The sequence below is a fragment of the Cellulosimicrobium funkei genome (assembly GCF_004519295.1).
In the GTDB taxonomy this organism is placed as follows: Bacteria; Actinomycetota; Actinomycetes; order Actinomycetales; family Cellulomonadaceae; genus Cellulosimicrobium; species Cellulosimicrobium funkei.
Genome location: NZ_SOZH01000004.1, coordinates 51,699 through 67,255, shown reverse-complemented (window position 1 = coordinate 67,255; position 15,557 = coordinate 51,699). Strand labels below are relative to the sequence as shown.

Here is a 15,557-nt window from a genome sequence, read left to right as displayed (position 1 = left end):
CCGGACGAGCGTGCGGATCGATCGTGGCACCGGCCGTCCGGTTCGGCATCCGGAGGGTCGGCGCGTCCCGGGGCCGCTGCCCGGCGGCCCCGCTAGGTTCGTGGCCATGACGACCCCGCCCCCCACCGACGACCCGTGGTCGGGCGTCCCGGACGCCGGCACGCGCCCGGTCCAGCACGACTCGCGGCGCCCGCCGCGCTGGGTGCCCCGCGCGCTCGCGATGGCCGTCGTCGCGGTGTTCGTCGGCATCTTCGCCTGGTACGCCCTCGGTCAGCTCAAGGCACTGGGCGTCAACATCCTCATCGCGTTCTTCGTCGCGCTCGCGCTCGAGCCGATCGTCGTCTGGCTCGTGCGACACGGCTGGCGGCGGGGCGCGGCCGCCGCCGTGGCGCTCCTGGGGTCGCTCGTCGGGATCCTCGTCGTGCTCGCGCTGTTCGGGAACCTGTTCGTCCAGCAGCTCGTGCAGCTCGTCCAGTCGATCCCCGCGCTGTACGCGAGCATCCAGGACTTCGTCGCGGACCGCTTCGACGTCGTCATCCCGGACTCCGACGACCTCCTCAAGCAGGTCATCAACGACTTCGGCGACGACGTCGCGTCCGGCGCGATCGTCGTGACGACCACGATCGTCGGCGGGGTCTTCGCGAGCCTGACGATCCTCCTCGTCACCTACTACCTCCTCGCGGCGGGACCGCGGTTCCGGGCGGCCGTGTGCCGCTGGCTCACGCCGAACCGGCAGGAGGAGGTGCTGCGCCTCTGGGAGATCACCCAGGTCAAGGTGTCGGACTTCATCAACTCGCGCATCGTGCTCGCCGCGCTGTCGAGCGTCTTCACGTTCGTCTTCCTGCTGATCCTCCAGACGCCGTACGCCCTGCCGCTCGCGGTGTTCACGGGCGTCGTCTCGCAGTTCGTCCCCACGATCGGCACGTACATCGGCGGCGCGCTGCCCGTCGCCGTCGCGCTCACGTCGCAGGGGCTGCCGCAGGCCCTGGGCGTGCTCGCGTTCATCATCGGGTACCAGCAGCTCGAGAACCTGTACTTCTCGCCCAAGGTCTCCGCCCGGGCGCTGGAGATGAACCCGGCGGTGAGCTTCGTCGTCGTGCTCGCGTTCGGTGCGGTGTTCGGCGCGCTGGGCGCGTTCCTCGCCCTGCCCATCGCCGCGACGATCCAGGCCGTCGGGAACACCTACCTCCAGCGGCACGAGCTCATCGAGTCGCACATGCTCCACGACCCGGACGCCGAGGGCCACGGCCCGGGCCGGGGCAAGGGGGACGGCAAGGGCGACGGGAAGACCAAGGACGACGACGGGCGCACCGCCCGCCGCCGACGCCGCAACCGCGAGGCGAACCTCGAGGCCGAGCGCACGGTCGACGAGCGGCGCGCCGAGGGCATCGACTAGCGGCCGGCGTCGCACCGGACCGATGGCGGTCCGAGCGGCGAACCGGACGGCGGGCGAGGTGCCCGACGGCGTCACGCACCGCCGTCGGGCACCTCACCCGTGCGGCCTCGCCGCGGGTCCTGGACCGCTCAGGCGTTCTCGTCGAAGGCCGCGCGGAGCTTGGCCTCCTCGTCGGCGGAGAGGTTCGTCTGGATGAGCTCGCCGTGGATGCCCTCGGCCTGGAGCGCCTCGTGCACGCGGTCGACGACGGCGCCCGATGTGAGGACGAACAGCGCGGACGTGCCCGGCGTGACCTTGCTGCGCACGGAGTCGATGAAGTCGTCGTCGATGCCGACGTCCGTCAGCGCGCCGGCGATCGCGCCGGACGCCGCGCCGATCGCCGCGCCCAGGAGCGGGACGAAGAACAGGAGCCCGAACAGCAGGCCCCAGAACGTGCCGCCGAGCGCCCCGATCGCCGTCGTGTTGTTCCCCTGGCGGGTCTTCGGCTTCTTCTTGCCCTCCTCCCAGGACACGGTGGCCGCGTCCTGGACCTGGATGAGCTCCTGCTTCTGGAGGGCGAGGAGCGCGTCCTCGGCGCGCTGGGCACCCTCGGGGGTGTCGAACTTCCACACGGTGAGCGTTGCCACGTCAGACCTCGTTCCGGATCGTTCGTTCGGCGGGGACGCGCCGTCGCGCCCCGTGACGCGTCGAACGTATCCCCGCCTCCCGGGTCGCGCGCGGCGAGCGTCGAGGACCCGCGCAGCGGCGAGGTGGAGGTGCCGCGGCTCCGGATGCGGTGCGGTCGCCCCCGTGGTTCTCTTCCCGTGTGTCCGACGCGCCGGCTACCGGGACGACGTCGGGTCGCCTCCTGCGCTCCGTGGTGCCGGCCCTCGTCGTCGGGATCGTCAGCGCCCTGACGCTCCTCGCCCTCTCCGAGCTCGCGACGTGGATCCAGCACCTCGTGTGGGACCGGCTGCCGGAGGCGTGGGGGGTCGCGAGCACGCGGACGTGGTGGACCGTCCTCGTGCTGACCGTCACCGGGCTGCTCGTGGGCGCCACGGTCCGGTGGGCACCGGGGCACGCGGGCGTCGACCCCGCGACGACCGAGCTGGTCTCCGAGCCGCTCCCCCTGCGCGCCCTGCCCGGCCTCGCGCTCGCCCTCGTCCTCGGCCTCGCCGGCGGCGTGAGCCTCGGTCCCGAGAACCCGATCATCGCCCTCAACGTCGCCCTCGCCGCGTGGTTCCTCTGCCGCCCCCGGTTCGGCGTCCCCGTCCCGGGCGCCGTGGCGCTCGCGATGGCCGGGACCATCGGCGCGATGTTCGCCACCCCCGTCGCGGCGGCGCTCGTCCTCACGGAGAGCTTCGCGGAGCGCGGCGGGCAGAGCGGTCCCCTGTTCGACCGGCTGTTCGCGCCCCTGGCCGCGGCCGGCGCGGGTGCCGTCACCATGACGGCGGTCGGGGCCCCGACGTTCTCCGTCGACCTGCCCGACTATCCCGGACCGGCCCTCGGCGACGTCGCGAGCAGCGTGCTGATCGGCGCCGCCGCGGCCCTCGTGACGGCGCTCGCCGTGGCCGCCCTGCCCGTCGTGCACACGCTGTTCCACCGCCTCCGCAGCCCGGTGCTGGCGCTCGGTGCGGGCGGCCTCGTCCTCGGTCTGCTCGGGCTCCTCGGCGGGCCGCTCACGCTGTTCAAGGGCCTCGACGAGATGAAGGAGCTCGCGCAGCAGGCCGACACGTACGCCTGGTCCACGATCCTGCTCATGGCGGTCGTCAAGGTCGCGGCGCTCGTCGTCGCGGCGGCCGCCGGGTTCCGCGGCGGCCGCATCTTCCCCGCGGTCTTCATCGGCGTCGCCCTGGGCCTCTCGGCGTCGTCCCTCGTCCCCGCCGTGCCGCCCGCGATCGCCGTTTCCGCCGCTGTCCTCGGCGCCGTCCTCGTCGTGGCGCGCGACGGCTGGCTCGCCCTCTTCATGGCGGCCGTGACGGTCGGCGACGTCCACCTGCTCCCGGTGCTCTGCGTGGCCGTCCTGCCGCTGTGGCTCGTCGCCCGCTCGATGCGCCCCCTGCGCGTGGACGTCCCCCCGGGCACCCCGGAGTTCCCCGTGCTCGCCCCGGTGGCCGACCTGACGACGACCGGGGACGGCGACCGCAGGGCGCGGTGAGCGCCGTCGGCGTCGTCAGCCGCGGGTCGTCGCCTCGCGGATCCGCTTGTCCTCCTGGCGGCGGTCCCACCAGCGGGTGAGGACGAGCCACCCGAGGAGCCAGCCGCCGAGCGCGCTGATCAGCCAGACGACGACCGTCACCCCGATCCACGTGGAGGCCCCGGAGATCTCCAGGCCGTCGCCCACGAGCGTCGCGATCCACAGCGCGAGGAACGTCGACACGAGGCCGATGCCGCCGAGCACCGCGGACGCGTACTTGCGCGCGACGTTGAACACGAAGGGCGCGAGCACCCCCTGGGCCACCGCGAACACGAGGACGGCGACCGTGAACCCGGAGGCGTGCACCGTGACGCCGTCGAAGACGTTCGCGGCGACGAGGAGGCCCACGGCGGCGAGGACCACGTTGATCGCGAAGCTCAGCAGGAACCGGATCATGCCGCAACCGTCCCGCCGCGCGGGAGGTTCCGCAACCGCTGGTGCGGCGCGGGAGCCCGCCCCGTGCGACCTGCCCGGGAGGTCGGGACACCTGCCCCTGGGACCCGGGACGCCGCCCGGCCGACGCTGCGGGGGCCGTCGCACCGCGTGACGGGCCCCGGCCGCGGGAGGCGGCCTCGAACGGAAGGTCGTCCCATGCAGGACAGCTCGCTCACCACGCCGTCGGCGGTCGCCGACGGCACGCCCCGCCGCGCCCGCGGCACGACGCCCCGCGCGTGGGCCTGGACCGGGGTCGTCGCCGGTGTCCTCGGCCTGGTCTCGATCCAGTCCTCGATGGCGCTCGGCATCAACTGGGAGGAGACCGCGGGCGACGCGGAGGCGATCGTCGCCGACCTCTCCGGCCGCACGGGCACGCAGATCGTGTTCCACACCGCGACGATCGCGTGCGCGCTGCTCGTGCTCGTCTTCGCCGCCGGGCTCAAGCGACGGCTCGACGGGCAGGCGCCCGCCGGGTCGATCCTCCCGACGGTCGCGGGCTGGGGGCTCGTGCTCGTCTCCGTCGCCGGGCTGCTGGGCTCGGGCCTCGACACGCAGTTCCTGTTCGGCCTCGGCGACACGGCGCTCATCGTCCCGGAGTCGGGCGCGTTCTACAGCGACTGGGTCGCGACGATCCCGTGGCTGTGGGTCGGAGCGGGCGTCGCGGGCGTCGCGCTCGGCGTCGCGGCGCTGCGGCACGCGGCCGCGCCGCGCTGGCTCGGCGTCGTCGGGTTCGTGCTCGGCGGGCTCGCGCTCCTCACGGGCGTGTCGCCGCTGCAGTACATGGCGGGGTTCGTCGGACCGATCTGGCTGCTCGTCACCGCGCTCGGCTTCGCCCTCGGGGACCGGCGCTGAGCGCGACGCGCGAGATCGGCGACGCGCGACGAGATCGGCGGGTCCGGTCGGGATCGGCGGTCTGGACCGCCGACCCCACACGGGACCGCCGATCTCGCCGTCGTCCACGGCCGGGTGATCTCCCGCCCGGGCCCTTCTCGCCGCGCGTGCCGCGGCCCTACCGTGGGCCCGTGGCCGAGCCCGGGCCCGGCCGCGCCGGGATGCCCCGCACGGGCTGGACGATCGGCGTCCTCGCCTGGGTGCTCGGCGTGTCCGCGCTCGCGCTCCAGCTCACGTCCGGCGTGCCGCTCCTGCTGGGCGACCTGCTGTTCGTCGTCGTGGACGCGACGGTCGCGCTCGTCTACGGCACGGTTGCGGCGGTGATCCTGGTGCGGCGGCCGCACGTCGTGGGTTGGCTCGTGGCCCTCGCCGCGATCGGCGGCGGGATCGCGGCCCTGGGCGGCGGGTGGCGCAGCTACGCGTCGACCCACCCCGGCCTGCCCCCGCTCACGCCGCTCGCCGACGCCTACGGGTGGGCGTGGGTGCCGGGCACGGTCGGGCTCTTCGTCCTCGTGCCCTGGTTCGTGCGCGGCGGGCGGCTCGGCGCGGGCGCGTGGTGCGGGGTCGCGGGCGGCGTCGCGTCCATCACCTTCTTCTTCCTCGCTCCCTCCGACGACCCGCGCCCTGCGATCGTCGGCGTCGTCGTCATGGGGCTCGTCACCGCGGGCGCGACGGCGTGGCGTCGGTTCCGCGGGCCGGTCGAGGAGCGGCGCGGGCTGGGCCTCCTCGCGCTCGGGACGGCGCTCATGGCGCTGTCGTTCCTCCCGCTGCTCGGCACGTGGGCCGACCCGGACGTGCTCCTCGCGCTCCCCCTCACGCACCTCGCGTGCCAGGCGCTGTTCCCCGCCGCGATCCTCGTGTGCGTGCTGCGCAACCGTTTGTGGGGCATCGACCTCGTCCTCTCGCGCGCGACCGTGGCCGCGATGCTGGCCGTGGGCCTCGCCGTCGTCTACGCCGTGGTCGTCGTCCTCGCGACGACCGTCGTCGACGGTCCCGCCGCGCAGGTCGTCGCGGCGGTCGGGGTCGCGCTCGCGGTGCAGCCCCTGCACACGTGGCTGCGGCACCGCGTGCGCACGCTCGTCTACGGGGAGGGCAACGATCCGGGCCGGGCGGCCCTGAGCGTCGGCCGCCACCTGTCGTCCGCGTCGACGGCCGACGACCTCGTCGTGAGCCTCGCCGTCGGCGTGCGCGAGGCGCTGCGCCTGGAGAGCGTGACGATCGAGCGGTCCGCACCCGGCCCGACGGCGTCCGCCAGCCCCGCGGGCCCGGCGCCCTGGGCGGGCCCCGACGGCCACCCGTCCGGCGACGCCGTCACGCTCCCCGTGGAGCACGGCGGGCGGGCGCTCGGCAGGGTCCACGTCGTCGCGCGGGCCGGCGAGCGGCTCGACGCCCGGACGCGCGACGCGCTCGAGCAGCTCCTGCCCGTGCTCGGCGCCGGTCTCGCACTCGCGCGGGGCGCGCGCGAGCTCGAGGAGGCGCGCGACGCCACGACCCGCGCGCGCCTCGCCGAGCGGCGCGTGATCCGCCGGGAGCTGCACGACGGCGTCGGGCCGTGGCTCGTGGGCCTGCGCCTGGGGCTCCAGGGCGCGCGGAACACGCTGCGGACCGACCCCGAGGCCGCGGCCGCGGTGCTGGACGCCCTGGGGGTGGAGGTGGCGCAGCGCGTCGAGGACGTGCGCGCGCTGTCCCGCAGCCTCCTGCCGCCGTCTCTCGACGAGCACGGTCTCGAGGTCGCGCTCGGCGAGCTCGCGGGGCGGCAGGCGCTCGGCGGGTTCGTCGTGGACGTGCGCTGCGACCCGTGCGGGGGCCTCGACCCGCGCGTCGCCGCGGCCGCGTACGCGATCGCGAGCGAGAGCGTCGTCAACGCCGCCCGGCACTCCGGGGCGCCGGAGTGCCGCCTGACGGTCCGGCTCGGGGACGGCGCGCTCGTCGTCACGTGCGAGGACGACGGCCGGGGCGTCGCGCCGGACGCGGTGGCCGGCGTCGGCTCCCGGTCGCTGCGCGAGCGGGCCGACGAGCTCGGCGGCCGGCTCGAGGTCGCCGCGGTGCGGCCCGACGGCGAGCGCCCGGGCACGCGCGTGCGCGCCACGCTCCCGCTGGTCCCGGCCGGGGCGCTCGCGCGCGGGGCGGCGTCGTGATCCGGGTCGCGGTCGTCGACGACCACCCGGTGTTCCGGCTCGGCATGGCCGCCCTGCTCGACTCGTTCGACGGCGTGCGCGTCGTCGGGAGCGCGGCGTCGGCCACGGAGGCGCGCGCATTGCTCGGCCTCGGCCCCGGCGAGGATGCGAGCACTGGGGCGCGGGCCGACGTCGTGCTCCTGGACCTCGACCTCGGCGACGGGTCGGGCGTGGACGTGACGCGCGACCTCGTGCGTGCGGACCCGGCCGCGCGCGTGCTCGTCGTGACGATGCACGAGGACGAGGACGCCGTCGTCGCGGCCGTGCGCGCGGGGGCGCGCGGGTTCCTCGTGAAGTCCGCGAGCCCCGCGGAGGTCGAGCGCGCCGTCCGCGCGGTGGCCGACGGCGCGATGATCCTCTCCCCGTCCGTCGCCGACCGGGCGATGGCGTACGTCGTGGGCGGGCGCTCCGCCGTGCGCGCGCCGTTCCCCCAGCTCACCGACCGCGAGCGCGAGGTGCTCGACCTCGTCGCGGCCGGTCTCGACAACGCGTCGATCTCCCGGCGGCTCGTGCTGAGCCCCAAGACGGTGCGCAACCACGTCGCGAACGTGCTCGCCAAGCTCGCCGTCCGCGACCGCGCCGCCGCGATCGTGCGGGCGCGCGAGGAAGGGCTGGGCGGCGGCTGACGCGTCAGGCGTCGTCGTCCTGGATGACCGACAGCACGTTCCCCGCCGGGTCGGTGAACCACGCGATGAGCGGGCCGCCCCCGCGGAAGACGAAGTCGTCGTCCGTCTCGACGGGCGTGCCCGCGTAGCGCTCGAACGCCACGCCGCGCTCGCGGAGCGCGGCGACCGTGCCCGGCACGTCGGCGACCGGGAAGTTCAGCACCGTGAACGACGCCGGGGCGTGTGCCTCGCCCTTCGGGTAGACGAGCACGCGCGCACCGCCGCCGATCTCGAGCCAGAGCATGTCGTCCCCGCTGACGGTGAGGCCGAGGTCGTCCGCGTAGAACCGCCGCGCCGCGTCGACGTCGTCGACCGAGAACCCGCTGAACGCCGTGTCGAGCATGTCTCCTCCTGAGGTCGCGCGGGCGGGCGCCCGCTCTCCTCAGGGTCGACCGGCCGCAGGCCACCGGCTCATCGATCGCGGGGCATCAGGCCTCGCGGCGGAGGTGCAGCAGCAGGAACGGGCGGCCCTGGTCGTCCGTCTCCGACCGACCGGTCACCTCGAACCCGAGCGCCCGGTAGAAGGCCCGCGCGCCCGGGTTCTGCTCCGTTGACGTCGAGCTCGACGACCGGGTGACCGCGCCCGACCGCGTCGAGCAGCGCGCGGCCGATCCCGCGCCCGTGCAGCGCGGGGTCCACGAACAGCATCTCGACCCGGTGCCCGACACGCTCCCGCACAGGAGGGGCACCCGCACTTGGCGACTGCATCGAGACCTGTCAATATAGAAGCATGTCGATACGATCCACGCGGCCCTGGGTCGTCGCCACCGACGGGCCGGACCTCCCGTGAGCACGCCCAGCACCGCACCGGGTCCACGACTGTCGGCGCTCGACCGGTGGCTGCCGCTGTGGATCGGGCTCGCGATGGTCGCCGGGCTCGTCCTGGGCCGGTTCGTCCCTGCCCTGTCCGACGTGCTCGCCGCGCTGGAGGTCGGCGGGATCTCCGTGCCGATCGCCCTCGGCCTGCTCGTGATGATGTACCCGGTGCTGGCCAAGGTCCGCTACGACCGGGTGGGTGCGGTCACCGGCGACACGCGGCTCCTGGCATCCTCGCTGGTCCTGAACTGGCTGGTCGGGCCTGCGCTGATGTTCGCCCTGGCGTGGTCCTTCCTGCCGGACCTGCCCGAGTACCGCACCGGGCTGATCGTCGTCGGCCTGGCCCGGTGCATCGCCATGGTCGTGATCTGGAACGACCTGGCGTGCGGGGACCGGGAGGCCGCGGCGGTGCTCGTCGCCATCAACTCCGTGTTCCAGGTCGTCGCCTTCTCGTTGCTCGGCTACTTCTACCTCACGGTGCTGCCCGCGTGGCTGGGCCTGGACACCCAGGGCCTGGACGTGTCGGTGGGGCAGATCGCGCTCAACGTGCTCGTGTTCCTCGGCGTCCCGCTGGTCGCCGGGTTCGCCTCGCGCCTGGTCGGGGAACGCGCCCGGGGCCGCGCCTGGTACGAGGACCGGTTCCTGCCGGCGATCGGAGCCTGGGCGTTGTACGGGCTGCTGTTCACGGTCGTGCTGCTGTTCGCCCTCCAGGGCGAGGCCGTCACCTCCCACCCGCTCGACGTCGCCCGCATCGCCCTGCCGCTCCTGGTGTACTTCGCGGCCATGTGGGGCATCGGCATCGTCGCCGGCAAGACGCTCGCGCTCGGCTACGCGCGCTCCACGACGCTCGCGTTCACCGCGGCGGGCAACAACTTCGAGCTCGCGATCGCCGTCGCCATCGCCACGTTCGATGCGACCTCCGGCCAGGCCCTGGCCGGGGTCGTCGGTCCGCTCATCGAGGTCCCCGTCCTAGTCGGTCTCGTCTACGTCTCCTTGTGGCTCGCACGCCGCTGGTTCGCCATCGACCCCTACGCCGACCCGACCCGAGCACGAGAGCTGGAAGAGGTGAGGTCATGACCACCGCTCCCCTGCGGATGACCGTCACGGACGCCGACTGCACGCCGCAGGTCGAGGCGCACGCGATCGGGACCGAGGTCGCGGGCGCCGTCGCCACGACGCTCAAGGCCCTCGCCGAGCCGCTGCGGCTGCGCATGCTCTCCTTCATCGCGACCTCCACGGCCGGTGAGGCGTGCGTGTGCGACCTCGCCTCCCTCACGGACGTCTCGCAGCCGACCGTCTCGCACCACCTGAAGGTGCTGCGCGACGTCGGGGTGCTGACGTCCGAGCGACGCGGCACCTGGGTCTGGTACCGCGTCGCGCCGGGGTACACGACCGCGGTCACGACGCTGCTGGACTCCTTCGCCCCGGCGGCGCTCGGCGCCAGGCACGGCGCGACCGTCCTCGCCGGGCTCGACGCCGTCGACGCCGCCCTCGACCACCTGGCCGAGGACCTGGCCGGGACCTTCGCCGACGTGCGGTTCGACGTCGTGCAGCGCGTGGTCCGCGAGTCGTACACCGACCTGGCCCGCTCGGCGAAGGTCTCGGCCCACCTGGTGCCGCTCACGGAACGGTTCGCCCGGCAGCGGCTGAGCGACCTGACCCGCCCCGCGGACGCGCGACCGCAGGTGCTGTTCGTCTGCGTCGCCAACGCCGGACGCTCCCAGCTCGCCGCCGCCCTGCTGCGCCGCTACGCCGGCGACCGGGTCGTCGTCCGGTCCGCGGGGTCGGCGCCCGCGTCCGACATACACGAGGGCGTGCGCGAGAGCCTGACCGCGCTCGACATCACCGCCGACGACGCGTTCCCCAAGCCGTTGACCGACGACGCCGTCCGCGCTGCGGACGTCGTCGTCACGATGGGCTGCGGAGACGTGTGCCCGGTCTTGCCCGGCACGCGGTACGAGGACTGGCTCGTGGGCGACCCGGCCCTGGCCTCCCCGGCCGGGGTCGCCGCGATCCGCGACGAGCTCGACACTCGCGTGCGCGCCCTGCTCGCCGACCTCCTGCCCGACCTCGACCTGCCCCCAGCCTGACCCCGGGAGACATCACCATGACCGAGAACGCCACCGCGAAGCCGTCCGCCCTGTTCGTCTGCGTGCACAACGCCGGCCGGTCCCAGATGGCCGCCGGGTACCTGCGCGCCCTGTCCGGCGGGGCCGTGGAGGTCCGCTCTGCCGGGTCCGCCCCGGCCGACCAGATCAACCCCGTCGCCGTCGAGGCCATGCTCGAGGAGGGCATCGACCTCCGCGCCGAGCAGCCCAAGGTCCTGACCACCGAGGCGGTGCAGGCGTCCGATGTCGTGATCACCATGGGCTGCGGGGACGCCTGCCCGATCTTCCCGGGCAAGCGGTACGAGGACTGGGCCCTGGAAGACCCAGCCGGACAGGGCATCGAGTCCGTGCGCCCGATCCGCGACGAGATCCGCACCCGCGTACTGACGCTCCTCGACGAGCTCGGCGTCGCCCCGGTCGCTCTCCCGCGCGGCTGAGGAGCCGGCCGCGCGCCGGTCCCACCCGGACCCGACGCGCGGCCGGGCGCTCAGCCGTGGTCCGCGTCGCCCGAGCGGCCGTGCACGACGCCGGTCGCGAACCCGACCCCGGCCGGTGCCCCGACCCCGAGGGTGACCGGCTGCGGCGCCGCCGGCGCGGTGCCGCAGCACGACCCGCTCGCCCCCGCGCCGTCCGCCTCCAGAGCGAGGTCGGTCGAGCAGACCCCGGTCGCGGGAAGGGCCAGCTCGACCGCGTCGGCCGCAGCCCGGTCCCCTGCCAGCGCCGCCGCGATCGAGCGCACCTGCTCGTAGCCCGTGGCGAGCAGGAACGTCGGCGCACGCCCGTAGGACTTCATGCCTGCGAGGTAGAACCCGTCGTCCGGGTGGGACAGCACCTGCTCGCCGTGCGGCGGCACGGTGCCGCAGGAGTGCTGGTTCGGGTCGATGAGCGGAGCGAGCGCCGCAGGTGCCTCCACGACCGGGTCCAGGTCGAGGCGCACCTCGCGCAGCATGTCCAGGTCCGGCCGGAAGCCGGTCGCGTCGACGATCTGGTGCACCTCGAGGCTCAGCGCCCCGTCGCGCACGGTCCCCAGCACCTGGACGGTTCCGGCACCGGGGACGAGGCGTTCGATCGAGACGCGCGTGAGCAGCGTCAGCCGCCCAGCCTCCACGGCGGCCCGCAGGCGCGTGCCGAGCATGCCTCGCGCGGGGAGCGCGTCGTCGGCTCCACCGCCGAAGAGGCGACGCGCGGAACCACCGCGGATCGCCCACGTGATCGTGGTGCCCGGCTCGGACTCGGAGAGCTCGACGAGGTTCAGGAGCGTGTTCGCCGCGGAGTGGCCCATCCCGACGACGAGGGTGTCCCTGCCCGCGAACCGGTCGCGCCGGGTGCCGAGCACGTCCGGGAGAGGTCCGGTGACGAACGCCGCCGACTCCTGCTCGCCAACGGCCGGAAGACCCGAGACCCCCAGCGGGTTCGACGTCGAGAACGTCCCCGACGCGTCGATCACCGCGCGGGCCAGCACGTCGGTCACCGTGCCGCCGGCGTCCACCGTCCGCACCCGGTACCCGCGCCGCTCCCGGCCGAGGGAGCGTGTCTTGTCCGCACCGTCGCGGGCGACCGACACCACTCGCGTGCCGGTACGCAGTCGGGGCGCGATCTGCGGCGTCGCGGCCAGCGGAGCCAGGTAGCGCCCCACGAGCTCCCCGCCGGTGGGCAGCGCGTCCGGATCCGGCTCCACCCACCCCGTCGCCTCCAGCAGGCGCCGCGCGGCGGCGTCGACGTCGTAGCGCCACGGCGAGAACAACCGCACGTGCCCCCACGACGCCACGGCCGCACCCGGCCCGTCGCCCGCCTCGAGCACGATCGTCTCCAGCCCGCGCTCCAGCAGGTGCGCCGCCGCGGCCAGACCCACCGGACCTGCACCGATCACCACGACCGGGAGCTCGTCCCGCCCCACCTCGACCATGAGCACTCCTCGTATTGAAGGTTATCGATGCGAGCATCGTGGACCACCCATCGATGAGTGTCAATGTGTGACAGGATGGCCGCATGACGACGGCCACACTGCCCCCGGCGCCCCCGCGCGGCGCACCCGGCTGCTGCGGCCCGGCCGCCACCGGGGCGGCAGACCCCGATGCCGCGCGCGAGCTCGCGCGCACCTTCAAGGCCCTGGCGGACCCGACGCGGGTCCAGCTCCTCGCGATCGTCGCCGCCCAGGAGGGGCACGAGGCGTGCGTGTGCGACCTCACCGGGCCGGTCGGCCTCTCCCAGCCGACCGTCAGCCACCACCTCAAGATCCTGGTCGACGCCGGTCTGCTGACCCGCGAGCAGCGCGGCCGCTGGGCGTACTACTCGCTCGTCCCGGGCGCCCTCGCCCGCGTCGCGGAGTCGCTCACGGAGATCGCGGGGCGCTGAGCGCCGCTTCGCCGCGCGCTCCCTCCTCCTGTCCCTACGCTCGCCCCTGTCGGTGGCGCCGTCCGCACCGACCGGCCGTCGGCGACGGTCGTCCGACGACGAGCGAGGCACCCTGCTCGTCGTCTCCTGCGGACCGTGCGCTGGCGGCGCGAGGTGTGTTCGGGCCGCAGCCGGCCGAGGGCTGACACCGGCTCGTCAGGACCGTCGGCCGCGCAGCGCGATCGCAGGGCCGGAGAAGAGCGCGATGCCCAGCACGAACCCGACGTCGTACCAGGTCCCGTTGTTGTCGACCTCGTAGATGCTCACCGTGTCCGTGAAGAGGGACACGATGAACGTCACCGGCAGGATCGCGCCCTGCCACAGGCCCCACCAGAACCCGTAGCCCCCGGGGTTCGCGGCGACGTTCGGCCCGGCCGCGCACGCCCCCAGGAGCAGGAGCACCGCGAGGGCGACGGCCGTGCCGGCTGCTCGTCGTGTCGTCGTGGACATGTCGCTCACCTCCGGGCACCAGTGAACCGCTCGCGCCGCCCGACGGCCAGGCCGGCCCGCGCGACGCCCCGGGGAGACCGGTGTCGGGGCCGTGCGGCAGGATGACCGCATGACGCAGAGCACGGACGAGGGCGCCCCCGCGCGCAGCGAAGCCACCCCCGGCGGCGAGCTCATGCTGCTCGACACCGCGAGCCTGTACTTCCGGGCGTTCTTCGGGGTGCCGGACTCGATCAAGGCGCCGGACGGCACGCCCGTCAACGCGGTGCGCGGCCTGCTCGACATGGTCGCGACGCTCGTCACGGACCGTCGTCCGACGCGCCTCGTCGCGTGCTGGGACGTGGACTGGCGGCCGTCCTTCCGGGTCGAGGCGATCCCCTCGTACAAGGCGCACCGCGTCGCGGAGGTCGTCCCGGGCACGACGGGCGTCGAGGAGGTCCCGGAGAAGCTCGTCGCGCAGGTCCCGGTCATCGTCGACGTGCTCGCGGCGCTGGGCATCGCGCGCGTCGGGGCGGCGGGCTACGAGGCGGACGACGTCATCGGCACCCTCACCGCGCGCGAGGTCGCGCGCCGTGCGGCGGCGGGCGCGACGCCGGACCCGTCGGGCCGGGCGGCGGTCGAGGTCGTCACGGGCGACCGCGACCTGTTCCAGCTCGTCGACGACGCCGCGGGCGTGCGCGTGCTCTACCCGACGAAGGGCGTGAAGAACCTCGACGTCGTCGACCAGGCGCGCCTGCGCGAGCGGTACGGCGTCGCGACGGGGGCGGCCTACGCGGACATGGCGGTGCTGCGCGGCGACCCGAGCGACGGCCTGCCGGGCGTCCCGGGCATCGGCGAGAAGACGGCGGTCGCCCTCCTCGGGAGGTACGGCGACCTCGCGGGCGTGCTCGCGGCGCGCGACGCGGGCGACCCGGGTCTGACGGCGACCCAGCGGCGCCGGCTGACCGAGGCGGCCCCGTACCTGGAGGTCGCCCCGCTCGTCGTGCGCGTCGCGCCCGACGCCCCGCTGGGCGACGTCGACGACGCGCTGCCCACCGCCCCGGCCGACCCGGACGCGCTCGCCGAGCTCGGCGAGCGCTGGGGTCTGGGGTCGTCCGTGCAGCGCCTCCTGGACGCGCTGCGCGGCTGAGCGGCCGCCGCCCGTCCGGAGGGCAGACTGGGTCCGCCGCCGCGGACCGCCGGCGGCCCGTCCGACCCCGCCGGGAGGCGACCCGTGGCTCTCGTCCGCTGCAGCTTCTACTCCGACGTGCTCGAGGTGAGCACGTCGATGACCGTCGTGCTCCCCCAGGCCACGACGACCCAGATCGGCATGGCCGGGTCGGCGAGCGCCCGCGCCGAGGGCGCCCCGGTGCTCTACCTGCTCCACGGCATGAGCGACGACGAGACGATCTGGACGCGCCGGACGTCGATCGAGCGGTACGTCGCCGACCGCGGGCTGGCCGTCGTCATGCCGCGCGTGGAGCGCAGCTTCTACGCCGACGAGGTGCACGGGCACCGCTACTGGACGTTCCTGTCCGAGGAGCTGCCGAGCCTCGTCGACCAGTTCTTCCGCGTGTCGACGCGCCGCGAGGACACGTTCGTCGCGGGGCTGTCGATGGGCGGGTACGGCGCGTTCCGCTGGGCGCTGCGGCACCCCGAGCGGTTCGCGGCGGCGGCGAGCCTGTCCGGGGTGCTCGACCTCGCCGACGAGTCGTACCGCGAGCGGCGCCTGCCGGACATCGAGCGCGTGTTCGGCGACCGCGAGATCGCGGGCTCGGACGACGACCTGCTCGCCCTGCTGCGGCGCGCCGCGGCCGAGGGTCGCACGGCCGATCTCCCCGCGCTGTTCCTCGCGTGCGGGACGGAGGACTTCCTCGTCGACGGCAACCGGGCGTTCGAGCGGGTGGCCGATGAGTCCGGCGTGGCGCTGCGGTCGGAGTTCTCGCCCGGGACGCACGAGTGGGGCTTCTGGGACCGCACCATCCAGCACGTCCTCGACTGGCTGCCGCTGGCCGGGACGCCACGAACCTGAGGCGGCGCCCTCCCTACCCCTCGGGCATGTCACAGACCGTG

The 15,557-nt window shown here is 74.8% G+C and carries 17 protein-coding genes; 11 read left to right on the top strand and 6 right to left on the bottom strand.

The window, feature by feature from the left end; translation table 11 throughout:
• Positions 1–106: 106 nt before the first annotated feature.
• Positions 107–1,396, top strand: a complete 1,290-nt coding sequence (locus E1O70_RS06240) for an AI-2E family transporter (protein WP_240696625.1) — start codon at positions 107–109, stop codon at positions 1,394–1,396.
• Positions 1,397–1,524: 128 nt separating this feature from the next.
• Here E1O70_RS06240 and E1O70_RS06235 read toward each other — a convergent pair whose 3' ends face one another.
• Positions 1,525–2,022, bottom strand: a complete 498-nt coding sequence (locus tag E1O70_RS06235) for a DUF1269 domain-containing protein (RefSeq protein WP_061268380.1) — start codon at positions 2,020–2,022, stop codon at positions 1,525–1,527.
• A 179-nt stretch (positions 2,023–2,201) separates the two neighbouring features.
• Here E1O70_RS06235 and E1O70_RS06230 point away from each other — a divergent pair, with 179 nt between their 5' ends.
• Positions 2,202–3,533: an ion channel protein gene (locus E1O70_RS06230; protein WP_205688618.1), complete on the top strand. Its 1,332-nt coding sequence runs from the start codon at positions 2,202–2,204 to the stop codon at positions 3,531–3,533.
• Positions 3,534–3,548: 15 nt separating this feature from the next.
• On the opposite strand, the gene E1O70_RS06225 is transcribed toward E1O70_RS06230, so the two are convergent.
• Positions 3,549–3,968, bottom strand: a complete 420-nt coding sequence (locus E1O70_RS06225) for a phage holin family protein (RefSeq protein WP_061268381.1) — start codon at positions 3,966–3,968, stop codon at positions 3,549–3,551.
• Positions 3,969–4,163: 195 nt separating this feature from the next.
• On the opposite strand from E1O70_RS06225, the gene E1O70_RS06220 reads away from it, so the two are divergent.
• From E1O70_RS06220 to E1O70_RS06210, 3 genes are all read left to right on the top strand, one after another.
• Positions 4,164–4,859: a hypothetical protein gene (locus E1O70_RS06220; protein ID WP_061268382.1), complete on the top strand. Its 696-nt coding sequence runs from the start codon at positions 4,164–4,166 to the stop codon at positions 4,857–4,859.
• A gap of 170 nt (positions 4,860–5,029) precedes the next feature.
• The gene (locus E1O70_RS06215; protein WP_240696624.1) at positions 5,030–7,036 is read left to right on the top strand and encodes a sensor histidine kinase; all 2,007 of its coding nucleotides are present in this window, start codon (positions 5,030–5,032) and stop codon (positions 7,034–7,036) included.
• The gene (locus E1O70_RS06210) at positions 7,033–7,701 is read left to right on the top strand and encodes a response regulator transcription factor (protein ID WP_061268383.1); all 669 of its coding nucleotides are present in this window, start codon (positions 7,033–7,035) and stop codon (positions 7,699–7,701) included. Before E1O70_RS06215 ends, E1O70_RS06210 begins: the two co-directional genes overlap by 4 nt.
• Positions 7,702–7,705: 4 nt before the next feature.
• Here E1O70_RS06210 and E1O70_RS06205 read toward each other — a convergent pair whose 3' ends face one another.
• Both E1O70_RS06205 and E1O70_RS06200 read right to left on the bottom strand, forming a co-directional pair.
• On the bottom strand, positions 7,706–8,083 hold the full coding sequence (locus E1O70_RS06205) for a VOC family protein (RefSeq protein ID WP_061268384.1): 378 nt from the start codon (positions 8,081–8,083) through the stop codon (positions 7,706–7,708).
• Positions 8,084–8,151: 68 nt separating this feature from the next.
• Positions 8,152–8,388 (bottom strand): GNAT family protein, encoded by a 237-nt coding sequence (locus E1O70_RS06200; protein WP_240696623.1) that lies wholly within the window; start codon positions 8,386–8,388, stop codon positions 8,152–8,154.
• Between the two features lie 138 nt (positions 8,389–8,526).
• Here E1O70_RS06200 and arsB point away from each other — a divergent pair, with 138 nt between their 5' ends.
• From arsB to E1O70_RS06185, 3 genes are read left to right on the top strand one after another with little or no spacing between them, the layout of a single operon-like run.
• Positions 8,527–9,633 (top strand): ACR3 family arsenite efflux transporter, encoded by a 1,107-nt coding sequence (gene arsB, locus E1O70_RS06195; RefSeq protein WP_061268386.1) that lies wholly within the window; start codon positions 8,527–8,529, stop codon positions 9,631–9,633.
• Positions 9,630–10,646 (top strand): metalloregulator ArsR/SmtB family transcription factor, encoded by a 1,017-nt coding sequence (locus tag E1O70_RS06190; protein ID WP_061268387.1) that lies wholly within the window; start codon positions 9,630–9,632, stop codon positions 10,644–10,646. The genes arsB and E1O70_RS06190 overlap by 4 nt, the downstream gene beginning before the upstream one ends.
• Before the next feature lie 17 nt (positions 10,647–10,663).
• Positions 10,664–11,101, top strand: coding sequence for an arsenate reductase ArsC (locus E1O70_RS06185; RefSeq protein ID WP_061268388.1), 438 nt, complete (start codon positions 10,664–10,666; stop codon positions 11,099–11,101).
• Positions 11,102–11,151: 50 nt separating this feature from the next.
• Here the strand turns inward: E1O70_RS06185 and E1O70_RS06180 are convergent, their stop codons facing one another.
• Positions 11,152–12,570 carry an FAD-dependent oxidoreductase gene (locus E1O70_RS06180; protein ID WP_061268389.1) on the bottom strand — a complete coding sequence of 473 codons (1,419 nt, stop codon included), beginning with the start codon at positions 12,568–12,570 and terminating at the stop codon, positions 11,152–11,154.
• A gap of 83 nt (positions 12,571–12,653) precedes the next feature.
• Between E1O70_RS06180 and E1O70_RS06175 the strand changes: the two genes are divergently transcribed.
• A complete protein-coding gene (locus E1O70_RS06175; RefSeq protein WP_061268390.1) occupies positions 12,654–13,019 on the top strand; it encodes an ArsR/SmtB family transcription factor in 366 nt (121 codons plus the stop codon).
• A gap of 195 nt (positions 13,020–13,214) precedes the next feature.
• Here E1O70_RS06175 and E1O70_RS06170 read toward each other — a convergent pair whose 3' ends face one another.
• Positions 13,215–13,508, bottom strand: a complete 294-nt coding sequence (locus tag E1O70_RS06170; RefSeq protein WP_043656410.1) for a hypothetical protein — start codon at positions 13,506–13,508, stop codon at positions 13,215–13,217.
• A gap of 109 nt (positions 13,509–13,617) precedes the next feature.
• Here E1O70_RS06170 and E1O70_RS06165 point away from each other — a divergent pair, with 109 nt between their 5' ends.
• Both E1O70_RS06165 and E1O70_RS06160 read left to right on the top strand, forming a co-directional pair.
• On the top strand, positions 13,618–14,634 hold the full coding sequence (locus E1O70_RS06165; RefSeq protein WP_061268391.1) for a 5'-3' exonuclease: 1,017 nt from the start codon (positions 13,618–13,620) through the stop codon (positions 14,632–14,634).
• A gap of 84 nt (positions 14,635–14,718) precedes the next feature.
• Positions 14,719–15,516 (top strand): alpha/beta hydrolase, encoded by a 798-nt coding sequence (locus tag E1O70_RS06160; protein ID WP_061268392.1) that lies wholly within the window; start codon positions 14,719–14,721, stop codon positions 15,514–15,516.
• Positions 15,517–15,557 lie beyond the last annotated feature (41 nt).